21 protein-coding genes are annotated in these 19,734 nt (G+C 67.9%); 17 read left to right on the plus strand and 4 right to left on the minus strand.

What is annotated here, in order from left to right; genetic code table 11:
• Nucleotides 1-14: 14 nt before the first annotated feature.
• From CQY20_RS04070 to CQY20_RS04095, 6 genes are all read left to right on the plus strand, one after another.
• Entirely contained in the window at nt 15-383 is a 369-nt protein-coding gene (locus CQY20_RS04070) for a YraN family protein (RefSeq protein WP_097938365.1), read from the plus strand.
• Nucleotides 383-1,894: a YifB family Mg chelatase-like AAA ATPase gene (locus CQY20_RS04075; RefSeq protein ID WP_097938366.1), complete on the plus strand. Its 1,512-nt coding sequence runs from the start codon at nt 383-385 to the stop codon at nt 1,892-1,894. The genes CQY20_RS04070 and CQY20_RS04075 overlap by 1 nt, the downstream gene beginning before the upstream one ends.
• On the plus strand, nt 1,891-3,021 hold the full coding sequence (gene dprA, locus CQY20_RS04080; RefSeq protein ID WP_097938367.1) for a DNA-processing protein DprA: 1,131 nt from the start codon (nt 1,891-1,893) through the stop codon (nt 3,019-3,021). Before CQY20_RS04075 ends, dprA begins: the two co-directional genes overlap by 4 nt.
• A gap of 75 nt (nt 3,022-3,096) precedes the next feature.
• Entirely contained in the window at nt 3,097-3,951 is an 855-nt protein-coding gene (locus CQY20_RS04085; RefSeq protein WP_097938368.1) for a siderophore-interacting protein, read from the plus strand.
• Nucleotides 3,952-3,976: 25 nt separating this feature from the next.
• On the plus strand, nt 3,977-5,137 hold the full coding sequence (locus tag CQY20_RS04090; protein WP_097938369.1) for a lactate 2-monooxygenase: 1,161 nt from the start codon (nt 3,977-3,979) through the stop codon (nt 5,135-5,137).
• A gap of 32 nt (nt 5,138-5,169) precedes the next feature.
• Entirely contained in the window at nt 5,170-6,072 is a 903-nt protein-coding gene (locus tag CQY20_RS04095) for a tyrosine recombinase XerC (RefSeq protein WP_097938370.1), read from the plus strand.
• Between the two features lie 56 nt (nt 6,073-6,128).
• On the opposite strand, the gene CQY20_RS04100 is transcribed toward CQY20_RS04095, so the two are convergent.
• Nucleotides 6,129-7,595: a protein adenylyltransferase SelO gene (locus CQY20_RS04100; protein WP_097938371.1), complete on the minus strand. Its 1,467-nt coding sequence runs from the start codon at nt 7,593-7,595 to the stop codon at nt 6,129-6,131.
• 108 nt (nt 7,596-7,703) lie between these two features.
• Between CQY20_RS04100 and CQY20_RS04105 the strand changes: the two genes are divergently transcribed.
• From CQY20_RS04105 to CQY20_RS04115, 3 genes are read left to right on the plus strand one after another with little or no spacing between them, the layout of a single operon-like run.
• Complete coding sequence (locus tag CQY20_RS04105; RefSeq protein ID WP_097938372.1) at nt 7,704-8,123, plus strand: YybH family protein; 420 nt, start codon at nt 7,704-7,706, stop codon at nt 8,121-8,123.
• Nucleotides 8,120-9,514 carry a purine-cytosine permease family protein gene (locus CQY20_RS04110; RefSeq protein ID WP_097938373.1) on the plus strand — a complete coding sequence of 465 codons (1,395 nt, stop codon included), beginning with the start codon at nt 8,120-8,122 and terminating at the stop codon, nt 9,512-9,514. Before CQY20_RS04105 ends, CQY20_RS04110 begins: the two co-directional genes overlap by 4 nt.
• A 12-nt stretch (nt 9,515-9,526) precedes the next feature.
• Nucleotides 9,527-10,162 (plus strand): cyclase family protein, encoded by a 636-nt coding sequence (locus CQY20_RS04115; RefSeq protein WP_097938404.1) that lies wholly within the window; start codon nt 9,527-9,529, stop codon nt 10,160-10,162.
• Between the two features lie 3 nt (nt 10,163-10,165).
• Here CQY20_RS04115 and CQY20_RS04120 read toward each other — a convergent pair whose 3' ends face one another.
• Complete coding sequence (locus CQY20_RS04120; RefSeq protein WP_163700385.1) at nt 10,166-11,131, minus strand: TIGR03621 family F420-dependent LLM class oxidoreductase; 966 nt, start codon at nt 11,129-11,131, stop codon at nt 10,166-10,168.
• A gap of 139 nt (nt 11,132-11,270) precedes the next feature.
• Complete coding sequence (locus CQY20_RS04125; protein ID WP_097938374.1) at nt 11,271-11,762, minus strand: M23 family metallopeptidase; 492 nt, start codon at nt 11,760-11,762, stop codon at nt 11,271-11,273.
• Between the two features lie 310 nt (nt 11,763-12,072).
• On the opposite strand from CQY20_RS04125, the gene rpsB reads away from it, so the two are divergent.
• From rpsB to CQY20_RS04145, 4 genes are read left to right on the plus strand one after another with little or no spacing between them, the layout of a single operon-like run.
• Nucleotides 12,073-12,948 carry a 30S ribosomal protein S2 gene (rpsB, locus tag CQY20_RS04130; RefSeq protein WP_097938406.1) on the plus strand — a complete coding sequence of 292 codons (876 nt, stop codon included), beginning with the start codon at nt 12,073-12,075 and terminating at the stop codon, nt 12,946-12,948.
• An 11-nt stretch (nt 12,949-12,959) separates the two neighbouring features.
• Nucleotides 12,960-13,784, plus strand: coding sequence for a translation elongation factor Ts (tsf, locus tag CQY20_RS04135; RefSeq protein ID WP_097938375.1), 825 nt, complete (start codon nt 12,960-12,962; stop codon nt 13,782-13,784).
• A gap of 45 nt (nt 13,785-13,829) precedes the next feature.
• Nucleotides 13,830-15,236: an amidase gene (locus CQY20_RS04140; RefSeq protein WP_097938376.1), complete on the plus strand. Its 1,407-nt coding sequence runs from the start codon at nt 13,830-13,832 to the stop codon at nt 15,234-15,236.
• Nucleotides 15,233-15,997: a class I SAM-dependent methyltransferase gene (locus tag CQY20_RS04145; protein WP_234816089.1), complete on the plus strand. Its 765-nt coding sequence runs from the start codon at nt 15,233-15,235 to the stop codon at nt 15,995-15,997. The genes CQY20_RS04140 and CQY20_RS04145 overlap by 4 nt, the downstream gene beginning before the upstream one ends.
• A gap of 52 nt (nt 15,998-16,049) precedes the next feature.
• Here the strand turns inward: CQY20_RS04145 and CQY20_RS04150 are convergent, their stop codons facing one another.
• Nucleotides 16,050-16,490, minus strand: a complete 441-nt coding sequence (locus tag CQY20_RS04150) for a MarR family winged helix-turn-helix transcriptional regulator (RefSeq protein WP_097938377.1) — start codon at nt 16,488-16,490, stop codon at nt 16,050-16,052.
• Nucleotides 16,491-16,526: 36 nt separating this feature from the next.
• Here CQY20_RS04150 and CQY20_RS04155 point away from each other — a divergent pair, with 36 nt between their 5' ends.
• The 4 genes from CQY20_RS04155 (at nt 16,527) to CQY20_RS04170 (ending at nt 19,551) form a co-directional block, all read left to right on the plus strand.
• Entirely contained in the window at nt 16,527-17,207 is a 681-nt protein-coding gene (locus CQY20_RS04155) for a class I SAM-dependent methyltransferase (RefSeq protein ID WP_097938378.1), read from the plus strand.
• 114 nt (nt 17,208-17,321) lie between these two features.
• Nucleotides 17,322-18,074, plus strand: a complete 753-nt coding sequence (gene pyrH, locus CQY20_RS04160; protein ID WP_097938379.1) for a UMP kinase — start codon at nt 17,322-17,324, stop codon at nt 18,072-18,074.
• Nucleotides 18,075-18,118: 44 nt separating this feature from the next.
• Nucleotides 18,119-18,676, plus strand: a complete 558-nt coding sequence (frr, locus tag CQY20_RS04165) for a ribosome recycling factor (protein ID WP_097938380.1) — start codon at nt 18,119-18,121, stop codon at nt 18,674-18,676.
• Entirely contained in the window at nt 18,676-19,551 is an 876-nt protein-coding gene (locus CQY20_RS04170) for a phosphatidate cytidylyltransferase (protein ID WP_097938381.1), read from the plus strand. Before frr ends, CQY20_RS04170 begins: the two co-directional genes overlap by 1 nt.
• The last annotated feature ends 183 nt before the right edge of the window (nt 19,552-19,734 follow it).

Below are 19,734 nucleotides of genomic sequence, written 5' to 3' on the forward strand. Positions count from 1 at the left end.
AGAGTCTGTGCGTCATGACGACATGGACCAGGGCCGAAATCGGGGCGCTCGGCGAGCAGTTGGCGGTCGATCACCTCACCTCGCAGGGGCTCGCCGTGCTGCACCGCAACTGGCGTTGCCGCTTCGGCGAGCTGGACATCATCGCGGCCGAGAAAGCCACGTGCACGGTCGTTTTCGTCGAGGTGAAGACCCGCACCGGCGACGGATTCGGTGGCATCGCTGAGGCGGTCACCCCCGATAAGGTGCGGCGGCTGCGCAGGCTGGCCGGGGTGTGGCTGGCCGCTCAGGACGGCAGCTGGGCCGGGGTGCGTATCGACGTCATCGGCGTGCGCATCGGCAGGCAACGCACCCCGGAGATCACCCATCTGCAGGGGGTCGGCTGATGGCGCTGGGCAGAGCGTTCTCGGTCGCGGTACGGGGGCTGGAAGGTGAGATCGTGGAGATCGAGGCCCACATCGCCTCGGGCCTACCCGGTGTCCATCTCGTGGGGCTGCCCGACGCCGCACTGCAGGAATCGCGTGATCGCGTCCGCGCAGCCATCACCAACTGCGGCAACGACTGGCCGCAGTCGCGGCTGACGCTGGCCCTCTCGCCGGCCACGCTGCCGAAGATGGGCTCGGTCTACGACGTGGCGCTGGCAGCGGCGGTGCTGTCGGCGCACGGGAAGAAGAAGTGGGCCCGCCTCGAAAAGACGGTGCTGTTGGGCGAATTGGCTCTGGACGGCAGGGTGCGCCCCGTGAAAGGCGTGCTGCCCGCGGTGTTGACCGCCAAGCGCCAGGGCTGGCCGGTCGCGGTGGTTCCGCTCGACAACCTCCGCGAGGCCAGCCTCGTCGACGGCATCGAGGTACTGGGTGCGCGCACATTGGCCCACGTCCAGGCATGGCTGTGCGGCAAGGCGGATCTGGCGGAGCGGATGGACGCGCCGACGGCCCCGCCGGCGTCCGACGTCGACCTCGCCGATGTCGTCGGGCAGCCCCATGCCCGCTTCGCCGTCGAAGTGGCTGCCGCCGGTGCACACCACCTCAGATTGACCGGTCCGCCAGGTGTCGGCAAAACGATGCTGGCTCAACGGCTTCCGGGACTGCTTCCCGAGCTGTCGCACGACGAGTCGCTGGAGGTCACCGCGATCCACTCGGTAGCGGGCCTGCTGTCGGGGGACACGCCGCTGATCACCAGGCCGCCGTTCGTCGCGCCGCATCACACCTCGAGCGTGGCCGCACTCGTCGGCGGCGGTTCGGGAATGGCGCGGCCGGGCGCTGTCAGCCGGGCGCATCGCGGTGTCCTCTTCCTCGACGAGTACGCCGAGATCGGCAACAGCGCGCTGGAGGCATTGCGAACACCGCTGGAGGACGGGCAGATTCGACTGGCCCGACGCGACGGCGTGGCGAAATACCCGGCGCGCTTCCAGTTGGTGCTGGCCGCCAACCCGTGCCCGTGCGCCGCACCCGACCCGAACGACTGCATGTGCACGTCAGTCGCCAAACGGCGCTATCTGAGCAAGTTGTCGGGCCCGCTGGTGGACCGGGTCGACCTACAGGTCTTCATGCCCCGCGAGAAGGCGGGCGCCTTCGCCGCCGAAGCGGGCGAATCCACTGCGGCAGTGCGGCAACGGGTGCTGGCGGCGCGTGAAACGGCAGCGGAGCGCTGGAAGGCTTACGGCATCCGCACCAACGCCGAAGTCAGCGGCGCCCTGCTGCGGCGCGAGTTCAGGCTCGACAGGGACGTGATGCGGCCACTCAGCACGTCACTGGAGCGCGGGCTGCTCAGCAACCGCGGTGTGGACAGAACGCTGCGCGTCGCGTGGACGCTGGCCGACCTCGGTGGGCGAACATCGCCGTCGCTCGACGACGTCAAGACCGCGTTGAGCTTCCGGCAGCCGGGCGGTGCGCAATGACCGACGACACGCGTCTGGCGCTGGCCTACCTCTCCCGCGTAGCAGAACCGCCCTGTGCCGCGCTGACCGAATTCGTCGGACGTGTCGGGCCCGTCGAGGCGGCCACGAGGATCAAGACCGGCGACGTCGACGACAAACTGGCCCGGCACACTCTGGCGCGTCGTGAAATTGACTGCGCGGCAGATGATCTCGATCTGCTGGCGCGCCGCGGCGGCCGCTTGATCGCCGCGGACGATGACGAATGGCCGTTCCTGGCCTTCGCCGCGTTCTCTGGCGTCGACCATAAGGAGCGGCCGCAGGGACATCCGCCGCTGGCGTTGTGGGTGTTCGGCGACGTCCGCCTCGACGACGTCGCGCAGCGCGCAGCCGCAATCGTCGGCACCAGAGCGGCCACCGCCTACGGCGAGTACGTCGCGGCCGATCTCGCGGCCGGTCTGGTCGAGCGGGACGTCACGGTGGTATCGGGTGGCGCCTACGGAATCGACGGCGCCGCGCACCGCGCCGCGCTGGCCGGCGACGGGCTGACGGCCGCGGTGCTCGCGGGCGGCGTCGACGTGCCCTATCCCGCCGGTCACGCCTCGCTGTTGCATCGGATCGCGCAGCAGGGCTTGGTGATCAGCGAGTATCCGCCGGGTGTGCGTCCTGCGCGGCACCGGTTCCTGACACGCAACCGGCTGGTCGCGGCCTTGTCGGGGGCGACCGTCGTCGTCGAAGCGGGCGCCCGCAGCGGGGCGGCCAACACCGCGGCGTGGGCACGGGCACTCGGGCGGGCGGTGTGCGCGGTGCCGGGGCCGATCACGTCGTCGGCGTCGATCGGGTGTCACGCCATGCTGCGTCGCCACGAGGCCGACATCGTCACGCGTGCCGCCGACGTCGTCGAACTGATCGGCCACGTCGGCGAACTGGCGCCCGACGAGCAACGGCCTGCATCTCCGCTCGACGACCTCAGCGAGGCCGAACAGCGCGTCTACGATGCGCTGCCCGCCCGCGGCAGGCGCACCACCGGCCAGATCGCCGTCGCGTCGGGCCTGCCGACCGCGCAGGTGTTGGGGCCGCTGTCGATGCTGGAGCTGTTCGGTTTGGTGACGCGGGTCGACGGCTACTGGAAGTTGAGCCGGCCGACGTAGCCGACCGCGCAAAGAGGCGCGCTCGTATAGTCAGTGAGACTGGCTAATCAAGCCGGCGAGCGATTTGGAGGAAATGTGGCTGGACGTCCCGTGCACACTTTCGAGGTGGTAAGCAGCGAGAAGTTGACGCCGCACATCGTTCGTGTGGTCCTCGGCGGCAAGGGCTTCGACACCTTCAAGCCGAACGACTTCACCGACGCCTACGTCAAGCTGGTGTTCGTCCGCGACGATGTCGAGGTCTCCGCATTGCCGAAGCCGCTGACCCTGGACAGCTTCAACGAACTGCCCGTCGAACGCCGCCCTGTGGTGCGCACCTACACCGTCCGCAAACTCGACACCGAACGCCGCGAACTCACCATCGATTTCGTCGTCCACGGCGACCACGGCGTTGCGGGCCCTTGGGCGCTGGCGGCCGCTCCCGGCCAGCCCGCCTACCTGATGGGCCCCAGCGGCGCGTATGCACCCGACCCGGCGGCCGACTGGCACCTGCTGGCGGGAGACGAATCGGCGCTACCGGCGATCAGCGCCGCCTTGGAAGCCATGCCCGACGACGCGGTCGGCCAGGCGTTCATCGAGGTCGCGGGCCCCGACGACGAGATCCCGCTGAACGCCCCGCCGGGGGTGGACGTCACATGGATCTACCGCGGCGGGCGCGCCGATCTGGTGCCCGAGGAGAAAGCCGGTGATCACGCGCCGCTCATCGCGGCGGTCAAGGAGGCCGAATGGTGGCCCGGCCAGGTGCAGGTGTTCATACACGGCGAGGCGCAGACGGTCATGCACAACCTGCGGCCCTACATCCGCAAGGAGCGCGGCGTGGAGGCCAAGTGGGCCGCGTCGATCTCGGGATACTGGCGCCGCGGCCGCACCGAGGAGACCTTCCGGCAGTGGAAGCGCGAACTCGCCGAAGCGGAGCAACGCGCCAACGCCTGACCGCCGCCCTGGCAGGCTGACCCCCATGGCGTTCGGCGACTACCAACTCGAGATCTATATGCAGGGGCTGTCGGGCGTGGTCCCGAAGTTCCCGATGACCTACGCGGATTGGGAAGCCAAGGCCCAGGCCGCGATGCCGCCGTCGATCTGGTCGTATGTGGCCGGCGGAGCGGGAGACGAACGGACCCAGCGCGTCAACCGCACCGCGTTCGACAACTGGGGGCTGATGCCGCGCATGTTCGTCGGCGCCACCCAGCGCGACCTGTCCGTCGAGATGTTCGGCCTGAAGCTTCCGTCGCCGGTGTTCATGGCGCCCATCGGCGTCATCGGGATCTGCGCGCAGGACGGCCACGGCGACCTCGCGACCGCCCGCGCCGCCGCACAGACCGGCGTTCCGATGGTCGTCTCCACGCTGACCGAGGATCCGCTGGAGGACATCGCCGCCGAATTCGGCGACACCCCAGGCTTTTTCCAGCTTTACACGCCGACCGACCGCGAGCTGGCGGCCAGCTTCGTGCGCCGTGCCGAGGAAGCGGGCTACAAGGGCATCATCGTCACGCTCGACACCTGGGTGCCGGGCTGGCGTCCGCGAGACCTGTCCACGTCGAACTTCCCGCAACTGCGCGGCAAATGCCTGAGCAACTACTCCAGCGACCCCGTCTTCCGCGCAGGCCTGAACCAACCGCCGGAGCAGAATCCGCAGGCGACCGTGCTGCACTGGGTGCAGATGTTCGGCAACTCGCTCACCTGGAATGACCTGCCGTGGCTGCGCTCGCTGACCGAGCTGCCGCTGATCGTGAAGGGCATCTGCCACCCCGACGACGCCAGGCGCGCCGTCGATGGCGGCGTCGACGGCATCTACTGCTCCAACCACGGCGGCCGCCAGGCCAACGGCGGAATTGCGGCGATCGACTGCCTGCCCGGCGTTGTCGAAGCCGCGCAAGGGGTTCCGGTGCTGTTCGACTCCGGCATCCGCAGCGGCGCCGACATCGTCAAGGCGCTGGCGCTGGGCGCCACCGCGGTCGGCATCGGCAGACCCTACGCGTACGGGCTGGCCATCGGCGGGGTCGACGGCGTCGTGCACGTGCTGCGCTCGCTGCTGGCCGAGGCGGACCTGACGATGGCCGTCGATGGCTATCCGTCACTGAAAGATCTCACTCCGGAAGCGCTTCGGCGCGTCACGTGAGTTGCGCTGTCGCGGTCTGCCACGGTTGACGCGTGGACGCCATCCTCGAGCAGTTCGACGAGCATCTGGCGTTGGAACGCGGCCGCTCGGAGCACACCCGCCGCGCCTACCTCGGTGATCTGCGGTCCCTGTTCGAGTTCCTGTCGCAACGCACCGCCGAACCGCAACTGAGCAACCTCACGCTGCCGGTCCTGCGGTCCTGGCTGTCGGCGCAGGCGGCCGCGGGCGTGGCCCGCACCACGCTGGCGCGGCGCACCTCGGCGGTCAAGACGTTCACCGCGTGGGCGACGCGGCGCGGGCTGATGGCCGGCGATCCCGCCACCCGGCTGCAGATGCCGAAGGCGCGCCGGACATTGCCCGCGGTGCTCCGTCAGGATCAGGCGCTCTCGGCCATGGATGCAGCGAATTCCGGTGCGCAGCAAGGTGATCCGATGGCGCTGCGGGACCGGCTGATCGTGGAGATGCTCTACGCCACCGGCATCCGGGTCAGCGAGCTGTGCGGCCTCGACATCGACGATGTCGACACGTCGCGGCGCCTGCTGCGGGTGCTCGGCAAGGGCAACAAGCAGCGCACCGTGCCGTTCGGGGAGCCCGCGCAGGCCGCGTTGAGGGCCTGGCTGACCGACGGGCGCCCCGCGCTGGCCACCGCCGAATCAGGGCCTGCGCTGCTGCTCGGCGCCCGCGGTCGTCGACTCGATCAACGCCAGGCCCGCACCGTCGTGCACCAGACGGTCGCCGCCGTCGCCGGCGCGCCCGACATCGGGCCGCACGGGCTGCGCCACAGCGCGGCCACCCACCTGCTCGAAGGCGGCGCCGACCTGCGCGTCGTGCAGGAACTGCTCGGCCACTCGACGCTGGCCACCACCCAGCTCTACACCCACGTCACGGTGGCGCGGTTGCGCGCGGTGCACGACCAGGCCCACCCCCGCGCATAAGCCTGCGATTTCGGCGCGCTGAACGGCGCTACGCGCACGTTAGCGCGCCGAAATCGCTACGTGCCGCAGAAGGTTTGGAAGCAGCCGGTGAATTCTTCCGGCGCGGGCTCGGCGTAGCGCTCGAACCCGGGCCGTTCGCTGTAGGGCGACGTCACGGCCGCCAACAATTGCCGCAGCGGCTCCAGGTCGCCGGCGGTGGCTGCGGCGAGTGCCTCTTCGACGAGGTGGTTGCGCGGGATGTAGACGGGGTTGACGCGGTCCATCGCCTCGGCGTCGGGCGCCAGCGTGCGCCATCGCTGTAGCCACGCGTCGGCGCCCGGACGGTCGCTGAACACCGCCAGCGCTGGCCCGGTTTCGCCGCGAGCCGCCCTGACGAGCAGCCGGAAGAACGACGTGTAATCGACGCGGTCACCGCGCAGGAGTTCCAGCAGATCCTCCGCCAGCTCCGCGACGGTGGCGTCGGAGACGGCCGCGCGCAGGCCGAGCTTGTCGCGCATGCCCGCCGTCCACGCCGCCGTGTACTGGCGCGGGAAATCCTGCATCGACGCAGTCGCGAGCTTGATGCCCTCGTCCTGGTCATCGGCGATCAGCGGCAGCAACGCCTCGGCGAAGCGCGCGAGGTTCCAGCCGGCCACCGTCGGCTGATTGCCGTAGGCGTAGCGGCCCCACGAATCGATCGAGCTGAACACCGTTGTCGGGTCGAAGGCGTCCATGAACGCGCACGGCCCGTAGTCGATCGTCTCGCCCGAGATCGTCATGTTGTCGGTGTTTATCACCCCGTGGATGAAACCGACCAGCATCCATTGCGCGACCAGGCGCGCCTGCGCCGAGATCACCGCCTCGAGCAGAGCGAGATACGGGTTGTCGGCGTCGGCAACGGCGGGGTAGTGCCTGGCGATCGCGTGGTCGGCGAGCCGGCGCAGCACATCGAGATCGCCTGAGGCAGCGACATATTGGAAGCTGCCCACCCGCAGATGGCTCTTGGCGACACGCGCCAGCACGGCGCCGTCCAGCGTGGTCTCGCGGTGCACTTTGCGGCCCGTCGCGACCACCGAAAGCGAACGCGTGGTCGGGATGCCCAGCGCGTGCATCGCCTCGCTGACCACGTACTCGCGCAGCATGGGGCCCACCGCGGCCAGGCCGTCGCCCCCGCGGGCGAACGGCGTGCGGCCGGACCCCTTCAGGTGGATGTCGCGCAACTGCCCTCCGCTGTCGACCAGTTCGCCGAGCAGCAACGCGCGGCCGTCGCCCAGGCGGGGCACCCAGCCGCCGAACTGGTGACCGGCATAGCCCTGCGCGACCGGCTGCGCATCGTCGGGCAACGATGTCCCGACCAGAAAGCCCAGCCCGTCGGGCGTGCGCAGCCACTCGGCGTCGAGCCCCATCTCGGCGGCCAACGGCTCGTTGAGGACAAGCAGCCGCGGGTCAGGTGCGGACTCGGCCTGCCAGCGCACCGCGAGCTCGGGTAGCTCACGGGCGAATCGGTGATCCAACGCGACGGCGGTATCAGGAGCAATACTCATTGCCATCCAGGGTACGGACACCCGAGGTTTCGCCAGGACACTGCGATTCCGCGCCACGATCCCTAGAGTCTGAGATGACTTCAATCCCGGCGTTCTTCAGGAGCGGCCATGGCGACGCATGAACCCACTACCGGCCAGGTCATCGAGGCCGCACAACGCATCGTGGACGCCTTCGCCGCGACCGACGGCGACCGGTATTTCGCCTGCTTCTCGCCCGACGCCACGTTCTGCTTCCACACCGAGCCCGACCGGCTGAACGACCGCGCCGCCTACGAGCGGCTGTGGCAGGAGTGGATCTCATCCGGCTGGCGCGTGCGGTCCTGCGAATCGTCCAATCAGCTCGTCCAGACATTTCCGGGCGGCGCCGTCTTCACCCACGACGTCGCGACGATCGTCGCCACCGCCGACGGCGAGGAGCTCACCCATGAGCGCGAGACGATCGTGTTCCGCGTCGACGACGACCGCCTCGTCGCCATACACGAGCATCTCTCGCCCGCGCCGGTCGACCTTTCAGGAGAAACGCCATGACGTCGCTGTACCACCGCCTTGACCGTCGTCTCGAAGAGCAGGCAGACAACGCCGGCCCGGTCCGCGGCACGTTCTCGGTGCGCCGGATCGGCATGATCTGGCTGGCCGCCAACCTCGTCGTCACCACTTTGTTGACCGGCACGCTGCTGGTCCCAGCGGTGAGCTACGGCACCGCGGTGTCGATGATCGTTGCCGGCACCCTGTGCGGCGCAGTGGTTCTCACGCTGGTCGGCAACATCGGCACCCGGACCGGCCTGCCGACGATGGCGTTGACCCGCGGCGCGTTCGGCACCCGCGGCAGCCTGCTGCCGGTGACGGCCAACGTCATCATCTTGATGGGCTGGAGTTGGGTGCAGGCGATGTTGGCAGGCGTCACCGTCGACTACCTCGTCGAAAGTCTGACCGGATTCTCCAGCCCCATCCTGTTTTCCGTGCTGTGCCAGACGATCGTCGTGCTGATCGCGATACTGGGCCACGAGGGCATCGCGAGAGTCGAACCGTGGCTGGCCGTGCTGATGCTGGCGATCATCGCATGGATCTTCGTCGTCGCATTCACGAACTTCAGCCCCGCCGAGATCCAGTCGATCCCGGTCGACGCGTCGCTGGGCTACACCCCGGTGATCGTGCTCGACATCGTGATCGCGACGGCGATCTCGTGGACGGTGCTGTCGGCCGACTTCAACCGGCTCGCGCGTTCGAGCCGTGCAGGCATCACCGGCTCCGGCGTCGGCTACACACTGTCCACGGTGATCTCGATGTCGTTGGGCGTCACCGCGATTGCATTCGTCATCCTGAGCAACAAAGAGGCCGTGCCGTTCGACCCCGCCACCATCGTCGAGGCGTTCGGCGCGCCGCTGGCGATCGTGATCTTCCTGTCGGTGATGGCCACCAACACGATGGTGGTCTACGGCATGGCCACATCGGTGGTGAACGCTCCGGTATCAGCCCGCCTGCGATTCCTGCCAACGGCTTTGGTGCTCGGCCTGATATCGATCATCGGCGCGACGTGGTTGGGGCTGCTGGCGCAGTTCACCGACTTCCTGACGGTCATCGGCGCTTTCTTCGTCCCGGTGTTCGCGATCATGATCGTGGACTACTACCTGGTGAAGCGGTCGTCGTACCACCCGGACATTCTGCTCAGCCGCGGCGGACGCTACTGGTACCGAGGCGGTGTGAACTGGATCGCGGTCGCGGTGTGGGCGATCGGCGCGGTGGCGTCGTACATCTGGACGTACGTGTGGCCCAACCCGATTGGCGCCACTATCCCGGCTTTCGTGCTGACCTTCGTGCTGTATCTACTGGCCATGCTGCCCGAGCGGTCACGTTCCCCGCGTGAACCAAGCAGGCATCTCGCCGACACCGCGCCGACCGAACAGGTCGACGTCGCATGAGCGCGGGTGACCATGCGTGAGCTGAGCCACCCCATCGCCGCCGGAATGCAGGTCTATCCGGGCGATCCCGCCGTCCACATCGAGCCGGCGCTGCTGCTGGAGCGTGACGGCGTCGACGTCGCCGCACTGCATTTCGGCTCGCACACCGGCACGCACCTCGACGCCCCGTCGCACACCATCGCAGGCGGGCGCACCACGGGTGCGATCGGTCTGCACGAACTCGTCGCCGACGCGCTGATCGTCCACCTGGCACCGGTGCAGGCGCGCACCGTGTACGGCGTCGACGAGATCGCGGCCGCGCTGGGCGGCTTTCCTGAAAGGCTGCCGCCGATAGTGGTTTTCGACACGGGGTGGGCGACGCGCTTCGGCACCGACACCGCCGTCGACCATCCCGCGCTGTCCGTTGAGGCGGCGTCCGAACTGGTTCGTCGCGGCATGCATGTGCTGGCCGTCGACACGCTGAGCCCCGACCCGACAGGGGATTGGGGATCCGGGTTCCCGGTGCATCAGGTGGTGCTCGGTGCCGATGCCCTCATTGTCGAAAACATCTGCGGCATTTCGGAACTCGGGCCGCAGGAGCGAATCGGGTTCTTCCCGCTGCCGATCGACGCCGACGGCGCCCCGGTGCGTGCCGTGACGATGGGCTGAGCTTTATCGGCGCAGTAGCGCAATGACTCTCGCGATGTCAGGCATGGCCGATGGCCTGCCCGGAATTTCGTCGAACACCGTCCAGTAGCTGATGCCGAAACGGCGCTGGCGCTCGGCCAGCATTTCGGCCATCTGCTCATGGGTGCCCAGCAGAATGAACGGGGAGTCCAGCAGCGCGTCGGCGTCGGCGTCCAGCGTCGCGGCGAGCTCGGCGGCCGCGGCTGCACGGTCGGCAGTGCAGACGACGGCCTGTATCAACGCGTTGAGTTCGATCTGGTCGAACCGGTCGCCGGCGGCGTCGCGGACGACCGCGATGCGGTCCTCCAGGCCCTGCGGGTCGAAATGGGTCAGTCGTACCTGGGTGGCGTCGCGGTTGTGGGTGATGCCGGCGAAACCGGCGATGTCGGCGAGCTGTCCGGCCAACTGCAGGACACGAGTTCCGTTGCCGCCGATCAACATCGGGACATGCGACGGGGGAGGCGCGATCAGCGAGCCGGCCTCCGCGTGCACCCGGTAGTGCGCGCCGTCGACGTGCACCGCCTCGCCGTCGAGCAGACCGCGAATGATGTGCGCCGACTCCACCAACCGCGACACCCGCACGCCGCCGCGCTCGAACGGGATGCCCGCGGCGTCGTATTCGGATTTCATATGCCCTGCGCCAAGGCCCAATTCGAAGCGCCCGTCGGTGACCGTCGTGATGGTGGCGCATTCGCGGGCCGTGTCGACGGGATGGCGAAAGTCGTTGTTCAGCACCAGCGTTCCGACCGTCAACCGCTCCGTCGCCACGCCCGCCGCCGTCGCACCCGCGATCGGAGCCGCCAACGGGACGAGATGGTCGGGAAACGACATCACATCGAAGCCGGCCGCCTCGACGGATCGCGCGAAGTCGCGCATCTGGGCACTGGGCCTGGGTAACGCGGTGGCGATGCCGAACCGCATCGGGCGATTGCGATGTGCATCGGTGACCATGTGCCCGACGGTAGACGTGTCCCCCGGATGCCCGCGAGCGTGCGTGAACTCGCGATTTCGACCGGCGTGTCGGCCGCAGACACGCACTCTCGCCGACTTAGCGGACTTAGCGGACTTAGCGGACTACAGGGGAGGGGATTCACGGGTGCAGGGGCTTCAGGCGGATGGGGGTGCTGGCCAGCAGGCCGAGCGGGTCGACGTAGTCGGCGTTGGCGGCCGGACCCCACATCGCGCCCCAGTGCAGGCACGCGGGCGCCGCGCAGCCGCTATGCCCGGCGACCAAGCCGCCCAGCGGTGTGCCCTCGGCCACCAGTTGACCGGGCCGCACCACCGGCGTGACGGGCTCATAGCTGGTCCGCAGCCCGCCGGGATGTGCCACCGAGACCACCGGCCGCCCGGCCAGCTCGCCGGCGAACACCACCGTTCCGGCCCCGGCCGCATACACCGGCTGGTCGGCCGCGCCTGCGAGGTCGACTCCGCGATGGCCACGCTGCCAGTTCGGCGTCGGAGCGTCGAACACCCGCATAACCGCTGGTCGCGGCCGCAATGGCCAGCTCAGGCGGGTGTCGTCGGCCCACGCAGGCGCCGCGAACCACACCGCCACCACGGCGAAGGCGACCAGCAAGCGCATAGTTCCAGCTCAGCGCGTCGGCGCGGGATCCGAAAGACACGAGCCGGTCACCTGGGGATCAACGCAGCGGTGTGGACAAAGCACCTGCTGGGACGGTGTAAACTCGTATCCGCAATTCGCCTCGGCGGATTGACTTCGCGCGCCTGCGCCGCGGCCCACGCCTTGTTCCATCGAACAAATCAGGGTTGCACCCGCATGCCGGGCGGTCCCGAGTCGGAGCACTCCTCTCGGGTCCGGCATGCAGCAGACGCCAGGGTCCGGCCTCACCCGATGCCGGACGACAACCGACAACTAAAAGGACATGGCCACCATGGCTGTTGTAACCATGAAGCAGCTGCTTGACAGCGGCGCACATTTCGGGCACCAGACCCGTCGCTGGAACCCGAAGATGAAGCGGTTCATCTTCACCGACCGCAACGGCATCTACATCATCGATCTGCAGCAGACGCTGACCTATATCGACAAGGCGTACGAGTTCGTCAAGGAGACCGTCGCCCACGGCGGCACCATCCTGTTCGTCGGCACCAAGAAGCAGGCGCAGGAGGCCATCGCCGCGGAGGCCACCCGGGTCGGCATGCCTTACGTGAACCAGCGCTGGCTGGGCGGCATGCTCACCAACTTCTCCACCGTCCACAAGCGGCTGCAGCGCCTCAAGGAACTCGAGGCCATGGAGCAGACGGGCGGTTTCGAGGGTCGCACCAAGAAGGAAATCCTGATGCTGACCCGCGAGAAGAACAAGCTCGAGCGCAGCCTCGGCGGCATCCGCGACATGCAGAAGGTGCCGTCGGCCGTCTGGGTCGTCGACACCAACAAGGAGCACATCGCCGTCGGTGAGGCGCGCAAGCTGGGCATCCCGGTCATCGCGATCCTCGACACCAACTGCGACCCCGACCTGGTCGACTACCCGATCCCGGGCAACGACGACGCGATCCGCTCGGCCGCGTTGCTGACCAAGGTGATCGCGTCGGCGGTCGCCGAGGGTCTGCAGGCCCGCGCCGGCGTCGGCGGCAACGGCGACAAGCCGGAGGCCGAGGCCGCCGAGCCGCTGCCCGAATGGGAGCAGGAGCTGCTGGCCAGCGCGACCGCACCGGCCGCCTCGACCGCGAGCCCGACCGCCGAAGGCGCCGCGCCCGGCACTCCGGAAGCAGACGTCCAGACCGAACCGAAGCCCCCCACAAACCCCTAGGAACGAAACACATGGCGAACTACACCGCTGCCGACGTCAAGCGCCTGCGGGAGCTGACCGGCGCAGGCATGCTGGACAGCAAGAACGCGCTGGTCGAGGCCGACGGCGATTTTGACAAGGCCGTCGAACTGCTGCGCATCAAGGGTGCGAAGGACGTCGGCAAGCGCGCCGAACGGGCCACCGCCGAGGGCCTGGTCGCGGCGAAGGACGGCGCGCTCATCGAGCTGAACTCGGAGACCGACTTCGTCGCGAAGAACGCCGAGTTCCAGGCCGTCGCCGACCAGATCGTCACGGCGGCTGCCGCGGCGAAGGCGACCGACGTCGAGACACTGAAGGCCGCCAAGGTCGGCGACACCACCGTCGAGCAGCTGATCGCGGACCTGTCCGCCAAGATCGGCGAGAAGCTCGAGCTGCGCCGCGCCGCCTACTTCGACGGCACCGTCGAGACGTACCTGCACAAGCGGGCCGCCGACCTGCCGCCCGCGGTCGGCGTGTTGGTCGAGTACACCGGTGACGGCGACGCAGCCAAGGGGGCCGCGCACGCGGTCGCCCTGCAGATCGCTGCGCTCAAGCCGAAGTACTTGACTCGCGACGACGTGCCCGAGGACGTCGTGGCCAACGAGCGCCGCATCGCCGAGGAGACCGCCAAGGAAGAGGGCAAGCCGGAGCAGGCGCTGCCCAAGATCGTCGAAGGCCGGCTCAACGGCTTCTTCAAGGATGTCGTGCTGCTGGATCAGCCGTCGGTGTCCGACAACAAGAAGACCGTCAAGTCACTGCTCGACGAGGCAGGCGTCACCGTCACCCGGTTCGTGCGGTTCGAGGTCGGCCAGGCCTAGCCGCAGGGGGTACGCCGATTCGGTACCAATTGGTACCGTCACGGCATGACCCGCATTCACGCCTTCGGCGACGACGCCCTGGGTGACCGTGACGCTGTGGCCCTTGTCGACGCGTTGCGCGGCCGCGAGGTCTCGCCGATCGAACTCGTCGAGGCGGCCATCGCCCGTACCGAGGCGGTCAACCCGATCCTCAACGGGTTGGCCTTCGAGGCCTTCGACCGCGCCCGTCGGCGGGCAAGGGCGCCGCGTCCCTACGGCGGCTACTTCGACGGCGTCCCGAGCTTCATCAAGGACAACGTCGCCGTCGCAGGGATGCCCACGATGCAGGGCACCGATGCGTGGGAGCCCCGCCCGATGCGCAGCGACGGCGCGTTCACGCGGACCTTCCTGTCCACGGGCCTGATACCGCTGGGCAAGACGCAGATGTCGGAGTACGGCTTCAGCGCGTCGGCCGAGCATCCCCGCATCGGGCCGGTGCGCAATCCGTGGCACCCGGATCACACGGCGGGTGCGTCGTCGTCGGGGTCAGGTGCGTTCGTCGCGGCGGGCGTCGTACCCATCGCGCACGCCAACGACGGCGGCGGATCGATCAGGATTCCCGCGGCGTGCAACGGCCTTGTCGGCCTCAAGCCGACGCGCGCCAGGCTGCCGTGGGAGGGCGACCACGCCCAGATGCCGCTGCACATCGTCGAAAACGGCGTCGTCAGCCGTTCGGTTCGCGACACCGCGGCGTTTTTGCGCGAAGCCGAGCGGGCCTATCGCAATCCGAAGCTGCCTCCCATCGGTGATGTCACCCATCCGAGCAGAGAGCGGCTGCGTATCGCTGTCTGCACGAAATCTGTTGTGCGGCAAGCTAGTCCGGAGATGCGCGAGCTGACTTTGAAAACGGCGGCGCTGCTCGAGGAGTTGGGGCACAAGGTCACCGAGATCGACAACCCGGTGACCCCGCGATTCAAGGACGACTTCATCCTCTACTGGGAATTCCTCGCCTTTGCGACCGTGCGTGCCGGACGCCGGATGAAGGGACCGAGCTTCGACCCGACCAAGCTGGACAACCTGACGCTGGGACTGGCCCGCAGCGCCGCGCGCGATCTGCACAAGGTGCCGCTGGCGATTGCGCGGCTGGCGGCATCCTCTCGGATCACGTCTCGCCTGTCGTCGACATATGACGCCGTGCTGATGCCGACGCTGTCCGACGCCACACCGCGCATCGGACATCTCGATCCCACTTTGCGCTACGAGCAGATCATGGATCGGCTGATCGACTGGGTGGCGTTCACCCCGTTGCAGAACGCCACCGGCGACCCGGCGATCTCGCTGCCCCTTGCGGAGTCCGCCTCCGGTCTGCCGGTCGGCATGATGCTGTCGACGGTCAGGGGCCACGAGCGCCGGCTGCTGGAACTGGCCTACGAACTCGAAGAGGCGCGCCCGTGGCCCCGGATCGACATGTGAAACGCGATTACGCCTTCGACCAAGGGTTTTCCGAAGAGCAGCGCCGGCTTGCGGCGATGGAAGCGCTGTGGGATCCGGGCAGCCAGGCGCTGCTCGACGAACTCGGTGTCGGCCAGGGCTGGCGGTGCCTGGAGGTCGGCGCCGGTGGCGGCTCGCTGGTGCAATGGCTCGCCGACCGCGGCGCGCACGTGACGGCCGTCGACATCGACACCCGGTTCATCGAGCAGTTCGCCTCCGACGCGATCACCGTGCGGCGCGTCGACATTCGCACCGATGAGTTGCCGCAGTCCGAGTTCGACCTCGTGCACGCGCGTCTGGTTCTCGAGCACCTGTCCCAACGACGGCAGATCCTCGACCGACTCGCCGCGACGCTGCGGCCGGGCGGCTGGATCATGATCGAAGACTACGAATGGAGTTGCTTCGGCTTCGAGGGCCAGGACCGCGCCATCGACACGGTGACCGAAGCGGTCAACGCGTTCATGGCCAGGGCCGGTTTCGACCGCGACTACGGCCGCCGTTTGGTTTCCGATCTCGACGACGCCGGCTTCTGCGATGTGCGAGGAGAAGGCCGCGCCCGCGTTGTCGGTCCGCATGACCCGGGGTTCGATTTCTTCCGGCTGTCGTTCGAGAGCCTGCGCAACACGCTCGTCGAATCCGGCGAACTCTCCCGAGAAGACGCCGACGCGGCAGCATCCCGCATGGCGGGCGGCGTTCGGGTCTTCACGCCGCTCATGGTGGCGGGCATCGGCCGTCGCGCTTGACGGCGACCAAATCCGTTGCGGCGTTGATACACAATGTCGATACGAGGAAACGTCAGGCCGGGTCGGAGCCGAGCACGACCAGCATCCGCCGGAACTCCTTGGCCTGCTCGTCGGTGAGTCTCGACAGCAGCCGACGCTCGGCGGCGCGGACTCCGGTGTCGGTCTTCTTCAGTAGCTCCTTGCCCTCGCGGGTCAGCTGAGCGGGCAGCGATCGACCGGACGCGACACTCGTCGGCCTTGTCACCAGTCCGCGCTCTTCGAGCGAGCGCACCACCATGTTCATCGCCTGCGGGGAGACGTTGTTGTCGCGGGCGAGTTCGGCGTTGGAGCGGCCTGGAAAGTGCTGGAGGAGGCGCATGCAAATGTATTGCGGAAACGCCAAATTGAGCGGTTCGAGCACGCTCGAGGAGATCTCCGCGCGCAGCGCGGTGTGCACTCGGTACAGCAGGTAACCGAGCGGCTGATCCTCGAGGAACGCACTCATATCAAGCATATTGACATATATCAACCTAGTTGATAGACACGGGGTATGACAACACAACCCGAAGCACAGCTGTTCGAAGCGGCATACCGCGGTGAGGCCGAGGAGTTCGCGGGGGCGAGGCCGCCGTGGAGCATCGGTGAGCCGCAACCCGACATCAAAGCACTGATCGACGCGGGCAAGTTCCACGGCGATGTGCTCGACGCCGGTTGTGGGGAGGCGGCGACTTCGTTGTATCTGGCCGAGCGCGGCTTCACCACCGTCGGGCTCGACCAGTCGGCGACCGCGATCGAGTTGGCCCGCAAGGAGGCCGCCAAGCGCGGGCTGACCAGCGCCAGCTTCGAGGTGGCCGACATCAGCAACTTCACCGGCTATGACGGGCGGTTCGGCACAATCGTCGACTCGACTCTCTTCCATTCCATGCCTGTCGAGCTGCGCGAGGGCTACCAGCAGTGCATCGTGCGCGCGGCCGCGCCGGGTGCCTCGTACTTCGTGTTGGTCTTCGACGCGGCGGGCCTGCCTCCAGATGCGCCGATGCACGCCGTCACCGAGGACGAACTGCGCGACGTCGTCAGCAAGTACTGGGAGATCGACGAAATCCGGCCGGCCCGCATCCACGGCGTTTTCCCGGGCGAACTCGCCGCGCAGCTGCCCTTCACCGACATCCGCGACGAACCCAACGGCCGTAAATCCACGGCTGCCTGGCTGCTGTCGGCGCATTTGGGCTGAAACGCGCCTCGCCACCCCATAGTGGATGCGAGGCTGCGATGAGGCAGGATTAGAGATGCCGTCCCAGGGATCGTCCTGGGATGGCGATCTCATGCGCGGACCCGAAGGAGTCGGATGGCGGAATCTGATCTCGCTGGCGAGGCGGCTTCGGCGATCCGGCCCACGTACACCCGCGTGCTGCTCAAGCTTGGCGGCGAGATGTTCGGTGGCGGCCAGGTCGGCCTCGACCCTGACGTGGTGCACCAGGTGGCGCGCCAGATCGCCGAGGTCGTCCGCAGCGGCGTGCAGGTTGCGGTGGTGATCGGCGGCGGCAACTTCTTCCGCGGCGCCCAACTGCAGCAACGGGGCATGGAGCGCAGCCGCTCGGACTACATGGGCATGCTCGGCACCGTGATGAACAGCCTTGCGCTGCAGGACTTCCTGGAGAAGGAAGGCATCGCGACCAGGGTGCAGACCGCCATCACGATGGGACAGGTCGCCGAGCCCTACATTCCGCTGCGCGCCCGCAGGCATCTGGAGAAGGGCCGCGTGGTCATCTTCGGCGCCGGCATGGGGTTGCCGTACTTCTCGACCGACACCACCGCGGCGCAGCGGGCGCTGGAGATCGGCGCCGAGGTGGTGCTGATGGCCAAGGCCGTCGACGGTGTGTTCACCGACGACCCGCGGTCGAATCCGGACGCCGAACTGATCGCGGCCATCACCCACCGCGAGGTGATCGACAGGGGACTCGCGGTCGCCGACGCCACAGCGTTCAGTCTGTGCATGGACAACGGCATGCCCATCCTGGTGTTCAACCTTCTCGTCGACGGCAATATCGCGCGGGCGGTCGCAGGTGAGAAGATCGGAACACTGGTCACCACCACCTGAGCTGACTGTCGACCGCGCACGCGCGGCGCGGAAAAGGAGAAGCCGTGATCGAGGAAACCCTCTTCGACGCTGAGGAGAAGATGGAGAAGGCGGTCGCCGTTGCCCGCGACGACCTGTCCTCCATCCGGACCGGCCGCGCCAACCCCGGCATGTTCTCGCGGATCTCGATCGACTACTACGGGTCGCCCACGCCGATCACCCAGCTGTCGAGCATCAATGTGCCCGAGGCCCGGCTGGTCGTCATCAAGCCGTACGAGCAGTCGCAGCTCAAGGCGATCGAGGACGCGATCCGCAACTCCGACCTCGGCGTCAATCCGACCAACGACGGCAACGTCATCCGCGTGGCCATTCCACAGCTGACCGAGGAACGCCGTCGCGAGCTGGTGAAACAGGCCAAGGCGAAGGGCGAGGACGCCCGCGTCGCAGTGCGAAACATCCGGCGCAAGGCGATGGAAGAACTGCACCGCATCAAGAAAGACGGCGAGGCAGGCGAGGACGAGGTCAAGCACGCCGAGAAGGAACTCGACAAGACCACGCACAACTACACCAGCCAGATCGACGAATTGGTCAAGCACAAAGAGGGCGAGCTGCTGGAGGTCTAGTGGCCAAGCAGCGAGCAGATCCCGTGGCAGGTCCTCCCGTCGACGAACCACCGAAGAAGTCGCGGGCCGGTCGTAACCTGCCCGCCGCGATCGCGGTGGGGGTTCTGCTCGGCGCACTGGCGATCGGCGTGCTGCTGTTTGCGCCGATCTGGTGGCTGCCGGTGCTGGCGGTGTTCATCCCGATCGCCACGCACGAGGTGATTCGCCGGCTGCGGGAAGCCGGATACGACCTGCCTGCGATCCCACTGCTGCTCGGCGGCCAGGCCATGATCTGGCTGACATGGCCGTGGGGGCCGACCGGGATGCTCGGCGCATACGGCGGCACGATCGTCGTCTGCATGGTGTGGCGGCTGATCGGCCAGGGCCTGCGCCAGCAGCCGGTGAACTATCTGCGCGACATCTCGGCTTCGGTGCTGCTCGCCACCTGGGTGCCGCTGTTCGCGGCCTTCAGCGCATTGCTGATTTTCCAGGACCATGGCGGCAGCCGGGTGTTCACCGTGATCGCCACGGTGGTGTTCGCCGATATCGGCGGATATGTCGCCGGTGTCTTGTTCGGTAAGCACCTCATGGTGCCGACGATCAGCCCCAAGAAATCCTGGGAGGGGCTCGGCGGCTCGCTGGTGTTCGGCATCGCCGCCGCCGTCGTGTCCGTGACGTTCCTGATGGACAAGCCCGCATGGGTGGGTGTGCCGCTCGGGCTGATGCTCGTCATCACCGGGGTGCTCGGCGATCTGGTCGAGTCGCAAGTGAAGCGCGATCTCGGCATCAAGGACATGGGCACGTTGTTGCCGGGCCACGGCGGAATCATGGACCGCATCGACGCGATGCTGCCGTCGGCGGTCGCTGGCTGGATGGTCCTGACGCTGCTGGCGTAACGCTGCTGGCGTTCGCGGGTTTGTTAAGCGCGCGGGAATGCCTTAGCGCATGCGGTGTCGCAGGGTGTGGTCGCTGGGCGCGACCGCAAACACCCTATGGTTCCGGGCTGTTGGACCAGCGGCTCATGCCGCTTGATAGTCGGGTGGGTCGGGTCCCTGTCTCTTATACACATCTGACGCTGC

The organism is Mycolicibacterium agri, from assembly GCF_002553505.1.
GTDB lineage: Bacteria > Actinomycetota > Actinomycetes > Mycobacteriales > Mycobacteriaceae > Mycobacterium > Mycobacterium agri.

Coding starts and splice junctions, on each gene's coding strand:
- CQY20_RS04075 (WP_097938366.1), top strand. CDS start 383: ATGGCGCTGGGCAGAGCGTTCTCGGTCGCGGTACGGGGGCTGGAAGGT.
- CQY20_RS04105 (WP_097938372.1), top strand. CDS start 7,704: ATGGCGACGCATGAACCCACTACCGGCCAGGTCATCGAGGCCGCACAA.
- rpsB (WP_097938406.1), top strand. CDS start 12,073: ATGGCTGTTGTAACCATGAAGCAGCTGCTTGACAGCGGCGCACATTTC.
- CQY20_RS04120 (WP_163700385.1), bottom strand. CDS start 11,131: ATGGTCACCGATGCACATCGCAATCGCCCGATGCGGTTCGGCATCGCC.
- dprA (WP_097938367.1), top strand. CDS start 1,891: ATGACCGACGACACGCGTCTGGCGCTGGCCTACCTCTCCCGCGTAGCA.
- CQY20_RS04110 (WP_097938373.1), top strand. CDS start 8,120: ATGACGTCGCTGTACCACCGCCTTGACCGTCGTCTCGAAGAGCAGGCA.
- pyrH (WP_097938379.1), top strand. CDS start 17,322: ATGGCGGAATCTGATCTCGCTGGCGAGGCGGCTTCGGCGATCCGGCCC.
- CQY20_RS04070 (WP_097938365.1), top strand. CDS start 15: ATGACGACATGGACCAGGGCCGAAATCGGGGCGCTCGGCGAGCAGTTG.
- CQY20_RS04155 (WP_097938378.1), top strand. CDS start 16,527: ATGACAACACAACCCGAAGCACAGCTGTTCGAAGCGGCATACCGCGGT.
- CQY20_RS04100 (WP_097938371.1), bottom strand. CDS start 7,595: ATGAGTATTGCTCCTGATACCGCCGTCGCGTTGGATCACCGATTCGCC.
- CQY20_RS04115 (WP_097938404.1), top strand. CDS start 9,527: ATGCGTGAGCTGAGCCACCCCATCGCCGCCGGAATGCAGGTCTATCCG.
- tsf (WP_097938375.1), top strand. CDS start 12,960: ATGGCGAACTACACCGCTGCCGACGTCAAGCGCCTGCGGGAGCTGACC.
- CQY20_RS04125 (WP_097938374.1), bottom strand. CDS start 11,762: ATGCGCTTGCTGGTCGCCTTCGCCGTGGTGGCGGTGTGGTTCGCGGCG.
- CQY20_RS04140 (WP_097938376.1), top strand. CDS start 13,830: ATGACCCGCATTCACGCCTTCGGCGACGACGCCCTGGGTGACCGTGAC.
- CQY20_RS04090 (WP_097938369.1), top strand. CDS start 3,977: ATGGCGTTCGGCGACTACCAACTCGAGATCTATATGCAGGGGCTGTCG.
- CQY20_RS04150 (WP_097938377.1), bottom strand. CDS start 16,490: ATGCTTGATATGAGTGCGTTCCTCGAGGATCAGCCGCTCGGTTACCTG.